The organism is Yersinia canariae, assembly GCF_009831415.1.
Lineage (GTDB): Bacteria > Pseudomonadota > Gammaproteobacteria > Enterobacterales > Enterobacteriaceae > Yersinia > Yersinia canariae.
On the sequence record NZ_CP043727.1, the window covers coordinates 4,433,405 to 4,448,797 of the forward strand.

A 15,393-nucleotide genomic window follows, 5' to 3' on the forward strand; every position below is an offset into this window, starting at 1 on the left:
GCCCAGCCATTTCTTCTGCCGTTTCATACTTGCGACAATCCGTGTCCTATCTCTCATAACCTAGCGAAAAATAGGCCATATATTAAAATATTTGAACGCTATCGCTGTTAATCAGAGGTGAGTAATTACAATCGCTGGTAGAAAATTGACGATCCAGGAGTTATGACATGAGTGTTAAAGGAATTACCCCGCAGGAGCTCGCCGCCTATGGCATCCATAACGTCAGCGAGATTGTTTACAACCCAAGCTATGATTTACTGTTCCAGGAAGAGACTAAACCCACACTCGAAGGATACGAGCGCGGAACCCTCACCACCACAGGAGCAATTGCGGTAGATACCGGTATCTTTACCGGCCGCTCACCAAAAGATAAATATATTGTCCGTGATGCTATCACTCAGGATACCGTGTGGTGGGCTGATCAGGGCAAAGGCAAGAATGACAATAAACCACTGAGCCAAGAAACCTGGGCCCACCTGAAAGGGTTGGTTACCCAACAACTGTCCGGCAAACGCTTATTTGTGGTTGATACATTCTGCGGCGCAAATGCTGATACCCGTCTACAAGTTCGCTTTGTCACAGAAGTAGCCTGGCAAGCGCATTTCGTCAAAAACATGTTTATCCGCCCAACAGATGAAGAACTGGCCCATTTTGAGCCTGATTTTATCGTCATGAATGGCGCTAAGTGCACTAACCCGAACTGGAAAGAACAAGGTCTGAATTCAGAGAACTTTGTGGCCTTTAATCTGACAGAACGTATGCAGCTGATTGGCGGCACATGGTATGGCGGTGAAATGAAGAAAGGTATGTTCTCAATGATGAACTACCTGTTGCCACTGAAAGGCATTGCTTCTATGCACTGCTCGGCTAACGTCGGTGAAAAAGGCGATGTTGCCATCTTCTTCGGCTTGTCCGGTACCGGTAAAACCACACTGTCTACTGATCCGAAACGCAAGTTAATCGGCGATGACGAGCACGGCTGGGATGATGACGGCGTATTTAACTTCGAAGGTGGCTGCTACGCCAAAACCATCAAGTTATCCGAAGAAGCTGAACCCGATATTTATCATGCAATTAAACGCGATGCTCTGTTGGAAAACGTAGTGGTGCTGGCCGATGGCACTGTTGATTTCAATGACGGCTCCAAAACTGAAAACACGCGTGTTTCTTACCCTATCTACCACATTGAAAATATCGTCAAGCCGGTGTCTAAAGCGGGCCATGCCACCAAGGTTATTTTCCTGACAGCTGATGCCTTCGGTGTATTGCCACCGGTATCTCGCTTGACGGCAAATCAAACTCAATATCACTTCCTGTCTGGCTTTACGGCCAAACTGGCCGGTACTGAGCGCGGTGTCACCGAGCCAACCCCCACCTTCTCTGCTTGCTTTGGTGCAGCATTCTTATCTCTGCATCCAACACAATATGCAGAAGTGCTGGTTAAACGTATGCAAGCAGTGGGCGCGCAAGCCTATCTGGTTAACACTGGCTGGAATGGTACAGGCAAACGTATTTCCATCAAGGATACCCGTGGCATTATTGACGCCATTCTGAATGGTGAAATTGATAAGGCAGAAACCTTCACCTTACCAATCTTTGATCTGGCCGTGCCAACGTCTTTACCTGGCGTGAACCCAGATATCCTCGACCCACGAGACACATACGCAGATGTTGCGCAGTGGCAAGAGAAGGCCGAAGATTTGGCGAAGCGTTTTACCACCAACTTTGATAAATATACCGATACCCCGGCAGGGGCTGCGTTAGTCAGCGCTGGGCCGAAAATCTAAGTTAGATTGAGATTGGTTATATTGCGAGGGGCACAGTTGTGCCCCTTTTGTTTTTTCTGGAGAAGCAGGTTTAGCCTTTGGGTGGTGAAATAGGTTTAGTCTTTTGGTGGTAAAGGGCAGGATTGATGAGTAATCCAATTCGGTTGACATAAGATTGGCAACAACTGAACCGGATTACCCAGCAAATATTAAGCAAAACCTAACTCAACATATTCACCCAAACTATCCCCCATGCCCCACGACCACCGGTAATTTTGGCTTCACATCCAACGGCAAGGGGATATATGCCCGAATCCGTAACCCGCCCCGAGTACTGGTACCGATATCCAATGAACCGGCGTGGGCATCAATAATTCTCTGCACAATGGCCAGCCCTAAGCCGGTGCCACTGGTGCTACGGGCGCTATCACCGCGAACAAAAGGCTGGAATAAATGCTTCAAATCTTCCGGCTTAATACCTGGGCCATCATCTTCCACCTGGAACCAAGCCCGTTGTAACTCTGTGCCGCTGCTCACTTTTATCCAGCCATTGCCGTAACGGGCAGCATTCACCACCATGTTCGCCAAGGCGCGCTTAATGGATAACGGATGAATATCCACCATCACTTCGCCATCACATAAATCGGTTTCAATCACCCGCTCATAGCCACTTTCGGCGGCAATCACTTCACCCAATACCGCATTAAGATCGCTCGGTTCTGTCGGCATCTCCTGCCCGGTGCGCAAATAATCAATAAACTGCTCAATAATGGCATTGCACTCTTCAATGTCTTTATTGATTGATTCAGACAGGTAGCCGTCGGCTTCACTCATCATTTCCGTCGCCAGACGGATACGGGTCAATGGCGTACGTAAGTCATGGCTGACCCCCGCCATTAACAAGGTTCTGTCATCAGCCAACAGCTTTACCCCAGCCGCCATTTGGTTAAATGCCCGGGTTACGGAGCGCACCTCAGAAGCACCATATTCGCGCAGCGGAGGGGGAATAACGCCCTTACCGACCTGTAAAGCCGCATGTTCCAGCTCAACCAAGGGCCGATTCTGAATACGGATAAACAGCCAGGCACCACCAACAGCCAGTAGCATAATGGCCAAGGTATAACGGAATAGTGGCGAGAAATCGCCCTGATGGATCTCAGTTAATGGCACCCTCACCCAAATATCCGGCGACAACCATGTTTTTAGCCAGACAACAGGGGTGTTTTTATTGACCTCAACCCGAACATCAGTTGGCCCCCCCAATTGCTGGGCCATTTGGTCACTGAGAAATTTGTAATGTTGTGCCCAACGCAGGCCACTTTCCTCTGCCGCGGCATTGGTATAAAGCGAAATACCCAATTCACGGTAAATCTCGCGCCGAAATGCTGGCGGGACTTCAAGTAGCGTGCCATCTTCCAGTTGCAGCCGGTCAGTCATCAGCATACGAACCTCATATGCCAACACTTTATTAAACTGCTGTAAACTGGGCAAAATGGCGAAATTTAGCACCACCAGATACGTCGTGACCAAGCTGACGAACAGCAAGGTCACAATCAATAATAAGGTTCGGGCAAATGAGCTACGCGGAGAAAAGCGCCATCGCCTCATGCTTTACTGCCGTCCGGCACAAATACGTAGCCCAAACCCCACACTGTCTGGATATAGCGCGGATGCGCCGGATCTTCTTCTACCATGCGGCGCAGACGTGAAATCTGTACGTCGATAGACCGTTCCATTGCACTGTATTCACGGCCACGGGCCAGATTCATCAGTTTATCGCGGGATAATGGCTCGCGCGGGTGGCTGACCAATGCTTTCAGCACCGCAAACTCACCACTGGTCAGTGGCATAGGTTCGTCTTCGCGGAACATCTCGCGAGTCCCCAAGTTCAGTTTGAACTTACCAAAAGCAATCACCGCTTCTTCTTGTGAAGGTGCGCCCGGTAATTCATTGGCCTGACGGCGCAATACCGCGCGGATGCGAGCCAGCAGTTCACGTGGGTTGAATGGCTTCGGAATATAGTCATCAGCCCCAATTTCCAGCCCGACGATACGGTCAACTTCCTCGCCCTTTGCCGTCACCATAATGATAGGCATTGGGTTGCTTTGACTACGCAGACGGCGACAGATAGACAGGCCATCTTCACCCGGTAACATCAGGTCGAGCACCATTAGGTGGAAAGACTCACGGGTCAGCAAGCGATCCATCTGTTCAGCATTGGCAACACTGCGCACCTGGAAACCTTGTTCTGTCAGGTAACGTTCTAATAGCGCACGCAGGCGCATATCGTCATCAACGACCAGAATCTTGTGATTCTCTTGCATTTTATTACTCCCAAAGGCCGTATTGCCCGAATCTGCACATTGTTAGAAAAACTTACTCTAACAGACAGCTATTAATGGTATATATTCTAGTCGAAATTGTTACAAAGCTTATTGTCGGGCTTAATTATCAACACTTTCGTCGAATGGGCGGTAGCGAATATCCAAAATCCAGTAGGTTGCTTCACCATTGGGCGTTTGAACCGTCACCTCATCATCTACCTGTTTACCAATCAAGGCACGGGCAACCGGTGAATCGATAGAAATCCATTTTTTCGCTGGATCGAACTCATCCGGCCCCACCAGACGGAAGATGCGCTGCTCTCCTAATTCATTTTCGACCCGCACCCAAGCACCAAAATAGACTTTCCCTTCCTGACGCGGGTCAGGATCGACAACTTTCAGCACCTCAAGGCGCTTAGTCAAAAAACGCACCCGGCGATCTATTTCCCGCAGGCGCTTCTTACCATAGATATATTCGGCATTTTCCGAACGGTCACCCATTGCAGCAGCTTCAGACACCGCCTGTGTCACCACTGGCCGCTCTTCTCGCCACAGGAAATGCAGCTCACTATCGAGTGCCTGCCAACCTTCGCGGGTAATGTAGTTACTTTTAGCCATAAAGTTATCCACTTATTCCTTTGGCATTAATGCCACTACTATACCTTAACTTTTTACCGATAAGTTGACGTTAGCTCAAGCCCGACGACCGCTCTACTGGCAATTTATCCGGGCAATCCGTATAACTATCTTCTGCCATTTTTCCTACTCACAAATTGATATCAGACTTATGAATGAACAACTGAGCCGCATTATTGCAAGCGAACTACAGGCGCGACCCGAGCAAGTGATTGCCGCGATACGCCTGCTGGATGAAGGTAATACCGTGCCCTTTATTTCACGGTATCGTAAGGAAGTTACCGGCGGGTTGGATGACACCCAGCTGCGCCAGTTGGAAAGCCGTTTGGGCTATCTGCGCGAACTTGAAGATCGCCGCCAAACCATTCTTAAATCAATTGAAGATCAAGGTAAGCTCACCGAGCAACTAGCCGGTGCCATTACCGGCACCATGAGTAAAACCGAGCTGGAAGACTTATATCTTCCTTATAAGCCAAAACGCCGTACCCGTGGGCAGATTGCTATTGAAGCCGGTCTGGAACCCTTGGCTGACAGCTTATGGAATGACCCACAGCAAGACCCAGAGCAAGTCGCCCTTGCTTATGTCGATGCCGATAAAGGCGTGGCTGATACCAAAGCTGCACTGGATGGTGCGCGCTATATCCTGATGGAGCGCTTTGCTGAAGATGCAACTTTGCTGGCGAAAGTGCGCCAATATTTGTGGAAAAACGCCCATTTGGTAGCAAAAGTGGTGGAAGGCAAAGAGCTGGAAGGCGCTAAATTCCGCGATTACTTTGATCACCACGAACCTATCGCCCAAGTCCCTTCCCACCGCGCACTGGCGATGTTCCGTGGCCGTAATGAAGGCGTGTTGCAACTGGCGCTGAATCCAGACCCTCAGTTTGACGAGCCGCCGCGTGAAAGCCAGGGCGAGCAGATTATTATTAATCATCTGGATTTACGTCTGAATAATGCACCCGCGGATAACTGGCGCAAAGCTGTGGTCAACTGGACATGGCGTATTAAGGTGCTGTTGCATCTTGAAACTGAACTGATGAGCACTCTGCGTGAGCGCGCCGAAGACGAAGCAATCAATGTTTTCGCCCGTAACATGCAAGATTTGCTGATGGCGGCACCGGCAGGTATGCGCGCCACCATGGGCCTCGATCCGGGTCTGCGTACAGGGGTGAAAGTGGCGATCGTTGACGCTACCGGCAAGCTGGTGGCCTTCGACACCATCTACCCTCATACCGGGCAAGCTGCTAAAGCTGCGGCTGTGGTAGCCGCCCTGTGCATCAAGCATCAGGTCGAATTAGTGGCAATTGGTAACGGCACCGCATCACGCGAAACCGAACGCTTTTTTGCCGAGCTGCAACAGCAGTATCCGGCCGTGACTGCGCAGAAAGTGATTGTCAGTGAAGCTGGGGCATCCGTTTATTCGGCCTCAGAACTGGCCGCGTTGGAGTTCCCAGACCTGGATGTTTCCATCCGTGGGGCAGTTTCTATTGCTCGCCGGTTACAAGATCCATTGGCGGAACTGGTTAAAATCGATCCGAAATCCATCGGCGTGGGCCAATATCAGCATGATGTCAGCCAAAGCCAACTGGCGAAAAAACTGGATGCGGTTGTAGAAGACTGCGTAAACGCCGTGGGGGTGGATTTGAACACCGCGTCAGTGCCACTACTGACCCGAGTCGCCGGTCTGACCCGCATGATGGCGCAGAACATTGTGAACTGGCGTGATGAGAATGGCCGTTTCCATAACCGCGAGCAATTGCTGAAAGTCAGCCGCTTGGGGCCAAAAGCTTTCGAGCAGTGTGCCGGTTTCTTGCGTATCAATCACGGAGATAACCCACTGGATGCATCAACGGTGCATCCGGAAGCCTATCCGATTGTCGAGCGCATTTTGGCGGCCACCGAGCAAGCATTACAAGACTTAATGGGCAATGCCACGGCACTGCGCAATCTCAATGCCCGTGATTTTACCACGGAGAAATTTGGGGTGCCGACAGTGACCGATATTCTGCGCGAGCTGGAGAAACCGGGCCGAGATCCTCGTCCTGAGTTTAAAACCGCGACCTTTGCTGAAGGTGTCGAAACACTGAATGACCTAACGCCGGGGATGATCCTTGAGGGGTCGGTGACTAACGTGACTAACTTTGGCGCGTTCGTGGATATCGGGGTCCATCAGGATGGTCTGGTGCATATTTCGTCACTGGCAGATAAGTTTGTCGATGACCCACATAAGGTGGTGAAAGCCGGGGATATCGTCAAAGTTAAAGTCATGGAAGTGGATTTGCAGCGCAAGCGTATTGCTCTGAGCATGCGCCTTGATGAACAGCCGGGTGAAAGTGGCTCACGCCGGGGTAATGGTGGCGAGAACCGCGCCAATACCAATAATGACAACCGGGGTGCTAGCCGCCCACGCAATAATGAGTCCAATAGCCGCCCACCAGCCAAAGGGCGGGCAGACAGCAACTCTGGTAGTAACAGTGCGATGAGTGACGCGCTGGCTGCCGCGTTTAAAAAGCGCTAGTGCTTATTGTCGGGATGATTAACTGTTTATCGAAATAACTGATTCGCTCCCCAATATTAGATATCCATCTGATATTGTGGAGTTTTTTGCGATTTTCTGTTGTTTTACTATTTGCTATAAAAGTAAGCAAACGATAGAGCGATTAAAAATAGGTATGTGAATACCGTAATTCAGGATGAATAATATCGTTTGCACCTATTTTCGCCGCATCCCTGTATTCCTCCGACGAAATATCGCCTTTAGCCAGAAGGCTATCACGAACCCCCATCGGTAAACTGGCCAGAATTTTCACTTTCGCCGCATCGAAATTAAACCAGCTATCCATCATACCCCGCACTGGTCGCACCGGAACTGAGACTAAAAACTCAGGTTTAATAACACTGCTGATAAGGTTCCAATAGCGGCTGAAATTCACCGCAGGATCGGGCAAAACACCCGCGTGAATGCCAATGCGGATAGTTTCCAGCCAACTGTCATAGAACCGTTTCGCATAGAGAGAGCTTTCATTCTCTTGACACCACTGACTCATAACCTCCAATGATGGAAGCTGCACCTTGCCAATTATTACCCTCAGTATCCATTGGCTGATAATTTCGAAGTATGGGAAAGCAGCGCCAAAGGGAACATAACCAATCGGTGGGCTGATGATGCACAAGGTCGGATTATCTGCCCAGAAGAAATGTTCATAGAGCCGCCGACGGTCAAATCCGGTGATAAAACGATAATCTGGCCGCTCATAACCGATGCAAGAAATAATGGCATCATAATCAGCCAAAGAACTATCCGCGAACTGTGCTTTTCCATCCGCATTGATGCGCTCAAGTTGGGGTTTAAGTGTGATTCGGCCGGCCACAATATAGGGAATCACCTTTTCATTGACCAACACTGCCGTATTGTTAGCCATGGCGGGTAATAGCCCAGACTCACGATAAAGCTGCATATATTCCGGCAGCGCTTCATCCAGATAAACCAGATACTCATCGTAAGGCAACTGATTTAGCAAATAGCGCCCTAAATATGAGTGCATCAAATCATGAGGCCCTAACCGGAAATATCGAGGTAGAAATAGCCCCATTTTTTTAGCCGAGAGTGAAACAGAACGGGCAAAAGGCACCAAATCTGCGGCAATATCTGTACCACTAAGCCCATCACCTATGACTAAAACGTTTTTGTCAGTGAATATTTCTGGATGCCAATAATCTTGAGATGAAACGATTTCTCCACGGAAATCGTTCAGCCCTGGCACTGCCAGTTTTCGCGCCTGCCACTGCTCACCGGTAGTAATAATAACGCCATCAAAATAGGCCCGCTGATGCTGTTGAGCCTGTTCAGTAGAGACTCGCCAACCTTGCTGCGTATGCACCACACCTGTCACCGTTGTATTCAGGTTAGTAATATCTAAAACTCCTGTCGCTGTGGCCATAAGTGTTAAATAATCAATCACTTGATGGACATCTGGAAAATTCCCACCTGTGTAACTGGGGAAATTGGCGTAGTGGAAGGTGTGTCGCGAGATCTGCATGTTGACATTACTGTAGACCCCCTTGCTGTCGGGGTTCCATAAGCCGCCGACCCGTTCGAGCCTCTCAAAGAGTACAGTTTCAAATCCGAGCTTCAGCGCATTGCGTGCAGCTATCAACCCCGCAGGCCCAGCACCGATTATCGCAATTTTCATTATTTCTTCCTGTCAGAGAAGATAACTATCTGAATGACATCCAAGAACTCCCTCAGCTTATTTCGGTTTCACGTCGAATAAAGGACACAAGAGAGACCCTCCGTGAGTTTGCGTATTAATATTAGTTGATGGATGCATGAGTCAGGCCAAGACAGAGTATTTTCAGAATTTCATGAATTGTGCTTTAACGACGATGAATTAAGTTTTGACCCGCCGGATTATGCGTTAGTGACACAGAGATTGAATGCTAAGAATGGCTTTGGGCAGAGCAGCGTATTTTTACAGACACAAAAAATAACAAATCCGTTTTATGGTGATATTAAAAATACGATACATGATAGGAATAAATTGATTTTAACAATCTATTTAACAAAGACATTAATCTATTAGAAATTACCATTAATTTATAATTAATTACGTCGTCAGATGCCCACTTCATTAAAATGCGAATGTTATTTGATTCAAATCAGTGTGAATCAATTATGTAACTTATGAGTATTTTACAGAACAAGCAGGCCGTGATAGAAACATTCAGTCAACTGATTTAACTCATCATTCGCATTTGCGATCGCGCTAATTTGGTGGTAAAACAGGCACAAAATAGAAATCAGACTCATTAATTCCAAGAATAGAATTGTTACTAATACTTACTTTTGAGTATTTTGCCTTAGTTGAATATGAAAATGATTATTACTATCATTATTTCATCCATTAGTTTTTAGACTAATATTACTCTGAACTCTGGTACGCCAATAAAACGATAAATCAAGAGGCTCCAATGCATCTTATTCCACAGCGTTCCTACAAAATTGTTGGTTTCTCACCTGAAATTAGCCCGGCTTATCGGCAGAAATTATTGTCTCTGGGTATGCTACCCGGCTCTTCATTTAATGTTGTTCGCCTGGCGCCCTTAGGTGACCCCATTCAGATAGAAACCCGTCGGGTTAGTCTGGTGGTGCGTAAAAAAGATTTGGATCTGCTGACACTCGACCTGCAACCCTAATATTTTAGGTCAACGTCTTATTCTGGCTGCGGTGTGATGTAACAAAACCGCCTTGCACACGTTAATTTATTGATATCACGTTGGAAAATGAAAGCACTCACCATTGGCCTGATTGGCAACCCGAATGCGGGTAAAACCACCCTTTTCAACCAGTTAACCGGTGCCCGCCAGCGGGTAGGTAACTGGGCTGGGGTCACTGTTGAGCGTAAAGAAGGCCACTTCAGCACCGCACAGCATCAAGTGACCTTAGTTGACCTGCCCGGAACATACTCTCTAACAACCATTTCCGAGCAAACGTCACTGGATGAGCAAATTGCCTGCCACTATATTTTGAGCGGCGAAGCTGACCTGCTGATTAATGTGATTGATGCGGTCAACCTGGAGCGAAACCTTTACCTAACACTGCAACTGATAGAATTAGGTATCCCCTGCATCGTGGCACTCAATATGCTGGATATTGCCGAAAGTCAGCACATTGATATTGATATCGAAGCACTTTCTCAGCAATTGGGCTGTCCCGTTATTCCGTTGGTTTCCACGCGAGGCCGCGGTATCAATGAATTAAAAAACAGCATTGATGAGCTTCAACCCGTGCCCTTTAAAGCACTGGTTAACTACCCGCCGGTACTCCTGAGCGAGGTGGATAAGTTGGTGCAGGCGATGCCGGAGTCTTGGCCGGTGCAGCAGCGCCGCTGGCTGGCACTGCAAATATTAGAAGGTGATATTTATAGCTTGGCTCGCGCGGGCATCTCCCCTTCTATCGTGGCACTGGCCCGTGAAAATCTGCGGCAAAACCAGCACGAAGACCCGGAACTGGTGATCGCCGATGCCCGCTATCAAAGCATTGCCCGTATCTGCGATATCGTCGGCAACTCCCAGCAAGCCGAACCCAACCGCCTGACCCAAGTTCTTGATAAAGTGATTCTGAACCGCTGGTTAGGTGTGCCTATCTTCTTGTTTGTTATGTATTTAATGTTCGTCTTAGCCATTAATATCGGCGGGGCGTTACAACCGATATTTGATATCGGCTCTGCTGCCATTTTTATTCAAGGAATACAATGGATTGGCTATACTCTGCATTTCCCGCAGTGGCTAACCGTCTTCCTGGCTCAAGGTGTGGGCGGCGGGATAAACACCGTGCTACCGCTAGTGCCACAAATTGGCATGATGTATTTATTCCTCTCCTTTTTGGAAGACTCCGGCTATATGGCCCGCGCCGCCTTTGTCATGGACCGGCTGATGCAAGCGCTGGGGTTACCGGGTAAATCTTTTGTGCCACTGATTGTCGGCTTCGGCTGCAATGTGCCCTCGATTATGGGCGCGCGCACCTTGGATGCCCAACGCGAGCGCTTGATAACCATCATGATGGCACCGTTTATGTCCTGCGGTGCGCGGCTGGCTATATTTGCTGTATTTGCCGCTGCATTCTTCGGACAAGACGGCGCCAGTATTGTCTTTTCTCTCTATCTGTTAGGTATTGCCGTCGCCATCCTCACCGGCCTGGTACTCAAATACACCATCATGCGCGGTGAAGCATCCCCCTTTGTGATGGAATTGCCGGTTTACCATGTGCCACACCTTAAAAGTTTGTTATTGCAAACCTGGCAGCGGCTCAAAGGCTTTGTCTTGCGCGCGGGGAAAGTCATTGTTATCGCGAGTATTTTTATTGGTGGCCTGAACAGTTTTTCTTTCAGCGGCAAAGCAGTAGACAGTATCAATGACTCGGCGCTAGCTTCTGTCAGTAAAGTGCTGACCCCCTTACTGTCACCCATGGGGATCCATGAGGATAACTGGCAAGCCACTGTGGGGTTGGTGACCGGAGCCATGGCAAAAGAAGTGGTGGTAGGAACACTGAATACCCTTTACACCGCCGAGCAAATTAAAAATGAGCCCTTTGATGCCGAAAGCTTTAATTTATGGAGTGAATTAGGCGGAGCGGTTCATACAACCTGGCAGGGATTAAAAGATACTTTCAGTCTCAGTGTGTTATCCAACCCTATTGAGGCCAGTAAAGGTGACGGCGAAATGGCGGCCGGTTCGATGGGGATGATGAGCAGCAAGTTCGGCTCCAGTATCTCTGCCTACAGCTACCTGATTTTCGTCTTGCTGTATGTGCCTTGTGTCTCGGTGATGGGGGCAATTGCGCGGGAAACCAGCCGGGGCTGGATGACTTTCTCAATACTGTGGGGCTTGAATGTTGCTTACTCACTGGCCACCTTGTTCTATCAAGTAGCCACTTTGCGTGACCATCCGCAACAGAGCCTCGGCATTATTGCTTTAGTTATTATTATTAATGCTTTGATTCTGTTTGGTTTGCGCCGCGCACGTAGCCGGGTCACGGTGAGATTACAAAATAATACGCCCACCAGCAGTTGTTGCCAACACGCCGGTAATGACTGTCACTAACGAGGAGGTGCTATGGCAAGCCTACTGCAATTGCGCGATGCAATCGCCCTCAGCGGCAGTGCTGATGCAAATCAGTTAAGTCATCAATTGGCGATGCCTTTACCTCTGGTTGAGGCCATGCTGGAAAAGTTAGCCGCAATGGGCAAGATTGAACGAATTGAACAAGATAATAGCGGGTGCCTGACGGGCAGTTGCAAGAGCTGCCCAGAGGGGCGAAATCAATGTAACACTGTGATTTATCAGTTAAAAAATTAAAGTGAATGAGATGCCCGCTTGGGCATCTCTACCAATATTACTTGTAGACCTCTGCATCGGCATCAAACTTCTTCTTCTCGCGCTCGGCAATAATCACGTAATACTTACCGCCTTTCTCATCGGCCAATTTAGACAGTTCTTGCTTCACATCCATCGGTGATGTTGCTTCACCCGACGTCGAGATAGTGCCGATCTTCTCGTAATTCTTCGCTTCTTCTTTCGTAATTTCTTTAGCCGCCATCGCGCCAAAAGAAACCCCAGTCACCACCAGAGCTACCGCCAGATTTTTCAATAAATTCATACCGAATACCTCGCAAATGAATAATACGGCTTATAAATATTGTACAAACGCAGTAACAATTATTAATTAAATTTAATATTTAGCCATTAAATCGACGATTAAATTTTACTAAGCCCCATTTCCAGGGTGTCCTTATCGTCAGCATTGGCGCGCCGAAAACCCAAAAAGATGGGATGCTAAGCATCATTCTGCTGTGAGAAATCGATAATTAGTTTTGAAAATTCATTAGGATGAGAAACAAATGGCGCATGAGCGCATCCTTTCATCACCACGGATGGGCTATGCGGCCATTTGCTGTCTAATAATGAGGCCACTTTGCGGGGCACCAACCCATCCAGATAACCGTAAATGCGCAAGAAAGGGAGAGAACTGTTAGCCAACTCTTCTCGTAAATCTGCGGTGCGCAGAATATCCAGCCCTCCCGTCAACACGTCCACTGCTGGCATCTGGTGCTGCAACACTACGGCTTTCAATAAACGGGCATCCTGGCGCGCACTTTCCGTCCCCAAGGTTTGCAGTGCCAGAAAACGCTCAACAGTGCGCTGGAAATCCTCACTGAGCTGTTGCTGGAAACCCGCCAGCACTTCTGGGCGGATACCCGGCCATTCATCATGGGCAGTAAAACATGGGGAAGAAGAAACCGTTATCAGCCCACGGACGTGCTCGGAGTGAGTCAAAGCTACCTGACTGGCAACCAACCCACCCATTGACCAACCCAGCCATATCGCGTGTTGGGGAGCTTGCTGCAAAACTATTTCAGCCATTTCCGCCAGTGACATCGCACCAAAACCATGACTGCGCCCATACCCGGGGAGGTCAACCAAGTGCAGGCGAAAATGCGGCGCGAGTCTGTCAATTATGCAATGCCATACCTCGGCATTCAGCCCCCATCCGTGCAGCAACACAAGATCACGATCGCCTTCACCACAGATGTTCCAATAAAGTTGTTTCATACATTAGTATCCCTGACTAATCCGATATCGCAATCGTGCTAACAGCTATGTCAGGCACCTTGCCAGATTCAATTGTTTAATGGAAATAAAGCCTATATCCAAAGTCATTAGCGTTGTCGCCAGGCGGCGCGTGAGCGTAGCCCCCTGCGGCCTCATGAACGGAGGATATTTAAGGAAGATACACATGCTAACAATCGTCAGTCCATGTTGGCTATGCCAGCAACCGCTATATCACCCTAAACACGGTATTTGTTGTTATTGCCGCCGCCATTTCCCTCCCTTACCTCCCTGCTGCTCTTACTGTGGCTTACCTTGTGGTAATACTGTTTTGCCCTGCGGCCGCTGTCTAAAACAGCCGCCGCGCTGGATGCGTATGATTTTTGTCAGCGATTATGCTCCCCCATTGAATGGGCTAATAAAAAAGCTAAAATTTAACGGGGCGACGTCACTGGCACCGGTATTGGCCCGATTATTCCTGCTACGCTGGCTTGATGCCAGGCGACACGGCAACGTCATCAAACCAGACAGAATTATCAGTGTGCCGCTGCACCGCTGGCGCTGTTGGCGGCGCGGATATAATCAAACAGATTTATTAGCACGGCCATTAGCACACTGGCTGGGTTGCCACTACAGCAATACCACTTTGCGACGTATTCGTGCGACGCCCCCGCAACAGCAATTAAAAGCTGCAGCACGCCGTCAAAATATGCAGGGAATATTTCACTGTATGGAGTCGGTTCGCGGCCAACATATTGCTCTGTTGGATGATGTTGTGACAACAGGCAGTACCGTGAATGAGATTGCCAAGCTACTATGGGCGCAGGGGATTGCCTCATTGCAGGTCTGGTGTATTTGCCGAACCTTGTAGTCACCCTAACAATGGGCGTATTATAACCGACAAGAATAGTCAACTATTGAGCAGATGCCATGATCACAATAACAGACGCAGCACAATCTCATTTTGCCAAACTGTTGGCAAATCAAGAAGAAGGCACCCAAATTCGCGTATTTGTTATCAACCCCGGTACACCTACCGCTGAGTGCGGCGTGTCTTACTGCCCACCGGATGCCGTTGAAGCAACAGATACCGAACTGAAATTCGAACAGTTATCAGCTTATATTGATGAACTGAGCAAACCTTATCTGGAAGATGCTGAAATCGATTTTGTCACTGACCAGTTAGGTTCACAGCTGACACTGAAAGCCCCTAACGCCAAAATGCGCAAAGTGGATGACAATGCGCCGCTAATGGAACGGGTCGAGTATGTTCTGCAATCGCAGATTAACCCGCAATTAGCCGGTCACGGTGGCCGAGTCACTTTGATGGAAATCACGCCGGATGCATTGGCTATCCTGCAATTCGGTGGCGGTTGTAACGGCTGCTCCATGGTCGATGTGACCTTGAAAGAAGGCATCGAGAAAGAGCTATTGCAGAAATTCCCAGAATTGAAAGGGGTGAGAGATTTGACTGAGCATCAGCGCGGCGAGCACTCTTACTACTAATTAGCTTTCATCTTTAGCACTTTCAGTAACTTGAAGGGGGATTATTCCCCCTTTTA

General features: G+C 48.7%; 13 protein-coding genes. 7 read left to right on the forward strand and 6 right to left on the reverse strand.

Annotated features, from left to right (window positions below):
* Positions 1–167: 167 nt before the first annotated feature.
* The gene (gene pckA / locus F0T03_RS20390; RefSeq protein ID WP_145555411.1) at positions 168–1,787 is read left to right on the forward strand and encodes a phosphoenolpyruvate carboxykinase (ATP); all 1,620 of its coding nucleotides are present in this window, start codon (positions 168–170) and stop codon (positions 1,785–1,787) included.
* 222 nt (positions 1,788–2,009) lie between these two features.
* Here pckA and envZ read toward each other — a convergent pair whose 3' ends face one another.
* The 3 genes from envZ to greB form a co-directional block, all read right to left on the reverse strand.
* On the reverse strand, positions 2,010–3,374 hold the full coding sequence (envZ, locus tag F0T03_RS20395; protein ID WP_145555410.1) for a two-component system sensor histidine kinase EnvZ: 1,365 nt from the start codon (positions 3,372–3,374) through the stop codon (positions 2,010–2,012).
* Positions 3,371–4,090 (reverse strand): osmolarity response regulator transcription factor OmpR, encoded by a 720-nt coding sequence (gene ompR / locus F0T03_RS20400; RefSeq protein ID WP_004709363.1) that lies wholly within the window; start codon positions 4,088–4,090, stop codon positions 3,371–3,373. The genes envZ and ompR overlap by 4 nt, the downstream gene beginning before the upstream one ends.
* A 120-nt stretch (positions 4,091–4,210) precedes the next feature.
* On the reverse strand, positions 4,211–4,708 hold the full coding sequence (gene greB, locus F0T03_RS20405; RefSeq protein WP_145555409.1) for a transcription elongation factor GreB: 498 nt from the start codon (positions 4,706–4,708) through the stop codon (positions 4,211–4,213).
* Positions 4,709–4,877: 169 nt separating this feature from the next.
* On the opposite strand from greB, the gene F0T03_RS20410 reads away from it, so the two are divergent.
* Positions 4,878–7,241: a Tex family protein gene (locus F0T03_RS20410; RefSeq protein ID WP_159680348.1), complete on the forward strand. Its 2,364-nt coding sequence runs from the start codon at positions 4,878–4,880 to the stop codon at positions 7,239–7,241.
* Between the two features lie 142 nt (positions 7,242–7,383).
* Here F0T03_RS20410 and F0T03_RS20415 read toward each other — a convergent pair whose 3' ends face one another.
* A complete protein-coding gene (locus F0T03_RS20415; RefSeq protein ID WP_159680352.1) occupies positions 7,384–8,916 on the reverse strand; it encodes an FAD-dependent oxidoreductase in 1,533 nt (510 codons plus the stop codon).
* A gap of 778 nt (positions 8,917–9,694) precedes the next feature.
* On the opposite strand from F0T03_RS20415, the gene feoA reads away from it, so the two are divergent.
* From feoA to F0T03_RS20430, 3 genes are all read left to right on the forward strand, one after another.
* Entirely contained in the window at positions 9,695–9,919 is a 225-nt protein-coding gene (gene feoA / locus F0T03_RS20420) for a ferrous iron transporter A (RefSeq protein WP_004702177.1), read from the forward strand.
* 87 nt (positions 9,920–10,006) lie between these two features.
* Positions 10,007–12,325: a Fe(2+) transporter permease subunit FeoB gene (feoB, locus tag F0T03_RS20425; protein WP_159680356.1), complete on the forward strand. Its 2,319-nt coding sequence runs from the start codon at positions 10,007–10,009 to the stop codon at positions 12,323–12,325.
* Between the two features lie 12 nt (positions 12,326–12,337).
* Positions 12,338–12,580, forward strand: coding sequence for a FeoC-like transcriptional regulator (locus tag F0T03_RS20430; RefSeq protein ID WP_145555405.1), 243 nt, complete (start codon positions 12,338–12,340; stop codon positions 12,578–12,580).
* A gap of 37 nt (positions 12,581–12,617) precedes the next feature.
* Here the strand turns inward: F0T03_RS20430 and F0T03_RS20435 are convergent, their stop codons facing one another.
* Entirely contained in the window at positions 12,618–12,881 is a 264-nt protein-coding gene (locus F0T03_RS20435; RefSeq protein ID WP_004393202.1) for a YdgH/BhsA/McbA-like domain containing protein, read from the reverse strand.
* A 176-nt stretch (positions 12,882–13,057) separates the two neighbouring features.
* On the reverse strand, positions 13,058–13,834 hold the full coding sequence (gene bioH / locus F0T03_RS20440; protein WP_145555404.1) for a pimeloyl-ACP methyl ester esterase BioH: 777 nt from the start codon (positions 13,832–13,834) through the stop codon (positions 13,058–13,060).
* Between the two features lie 184 nt (positions 13,835–14,018).
* On the opposite strand from bioH, the gene gntX reads away from it, so the two are divergent.
* Positions 14,019–14,702: a DNA utilization protein GntX gene (gene gntX / locus F0T03_RS20445; protein ID WP_159680359.1), complete on the forward strand. Its 684-nt coding sequence runs from the start codon at positions 14,019–14,021 to the stop codon at positions 14,700–14,702.
* A 59-nt stretch (positions 14,703–14,761) separates the two neighbouring features.
* The gene (gene nfuA, locus F0T03_RS20450; protein WP_005159611.1) at positions 14,762–15,337 is read left to right on the forward strand and encodes a Fe-S biogenesis protein NfuA; all 576 of its coding nucleotides are present in this window, start codon (positions 14,762–14,764) and stop codon (positions 15,335–15,337) included.
* The last annotated feature ends 56 nt before the right edge of the window (positions 15,338–15,393 follow it).

Bases quoted from the DNA above. Each gene is read 5' to 3' on its own strand.
- pckA (WP_145555411.1), top strand. From the start codon at position 168: ATGAGTGTTAAAGGAATTACCCCGCAGGAGCTCGCCGCCTATGGCATC.
- envZ (WP_145555410.1), bottom strand. From the start codon at position 3,374: ATGAGGCGATGGCGCTTTTCTCCGCGTAGCTCATTTGCCCGAACCTTA.
- ompR (WP_004709363.1), bottom strand. From the start codon at position 4,090: ATGCAAGAGAATCACAAGATTCTGGTCGTTGATGACGATATGCGCCTG.
- greB (WP_145555409.1), bottom strand. From the start codon at position 4,708: ATGGCTAAAAGTAACTACATTACCCGCGAAGGTTGGCAGGCACTCGAT.
- F0T03_RS20410 (WP_159680348.1), top strand. From the start codon at position 4,878: ATGAATGAACAACTGAGCCGCATTATTGCAAGCGAACTACAGGCGCGA.
- F0T03_RS20415 (WP_159680352.1), bottom strand. From the start codon at position 8,916: ATGAAAATTGCGATAATCGGTGCTGGGCCTGCGGGGTTGATAGCTGCA.
- feoA (WP_004702177.1), top strand. From the start codon at position 9,695: ATGCATCTTATTCCACAGCGTTCCTACAAAATTGTTGGTTTCTCACCT.
- feoB (WP_159680356.1), top strand. From the start codon at position 10,007: ATGAAAGCACTCACCATTGGCCTGATTGGCAACCCGAATGCGGGTAAA.
- F0T03_RS20430 (WP_145555405.1), top strand. From the start codon at position 12,338: ATGGCAAGCCTACTGCAATTGCGCGATGCAATCGCCCTCAGCGGCAGT.
- F0T03_RS20435 (WP_004393202.1), bottom strand. From the start codon at position 12,881: ATGAATTTATTGAAAAATCTGGCGGTAGCTCTGGTGGTGACTGGGGTT.
- bioH (WP_145555404.1), bottom strand. From the start codon at position 13,834: ATGAAACAACTTTATTGGAACATCTGTGGTGAAGGCGATCGTGATCTT.
- gntX (WP_159680359.1), top strand. From the start codon at position 14,019: ATGCTAACAATCGTCAGTCCATGTTGGCTATGCCAGCAACCGCTATAT.
- nfuA (WP_005159611.1), top strand. From the start codon at position 14,762: ATGATCACAATAACAGACGCAGCACAATCTCATTTTGCCAAACTGTTG.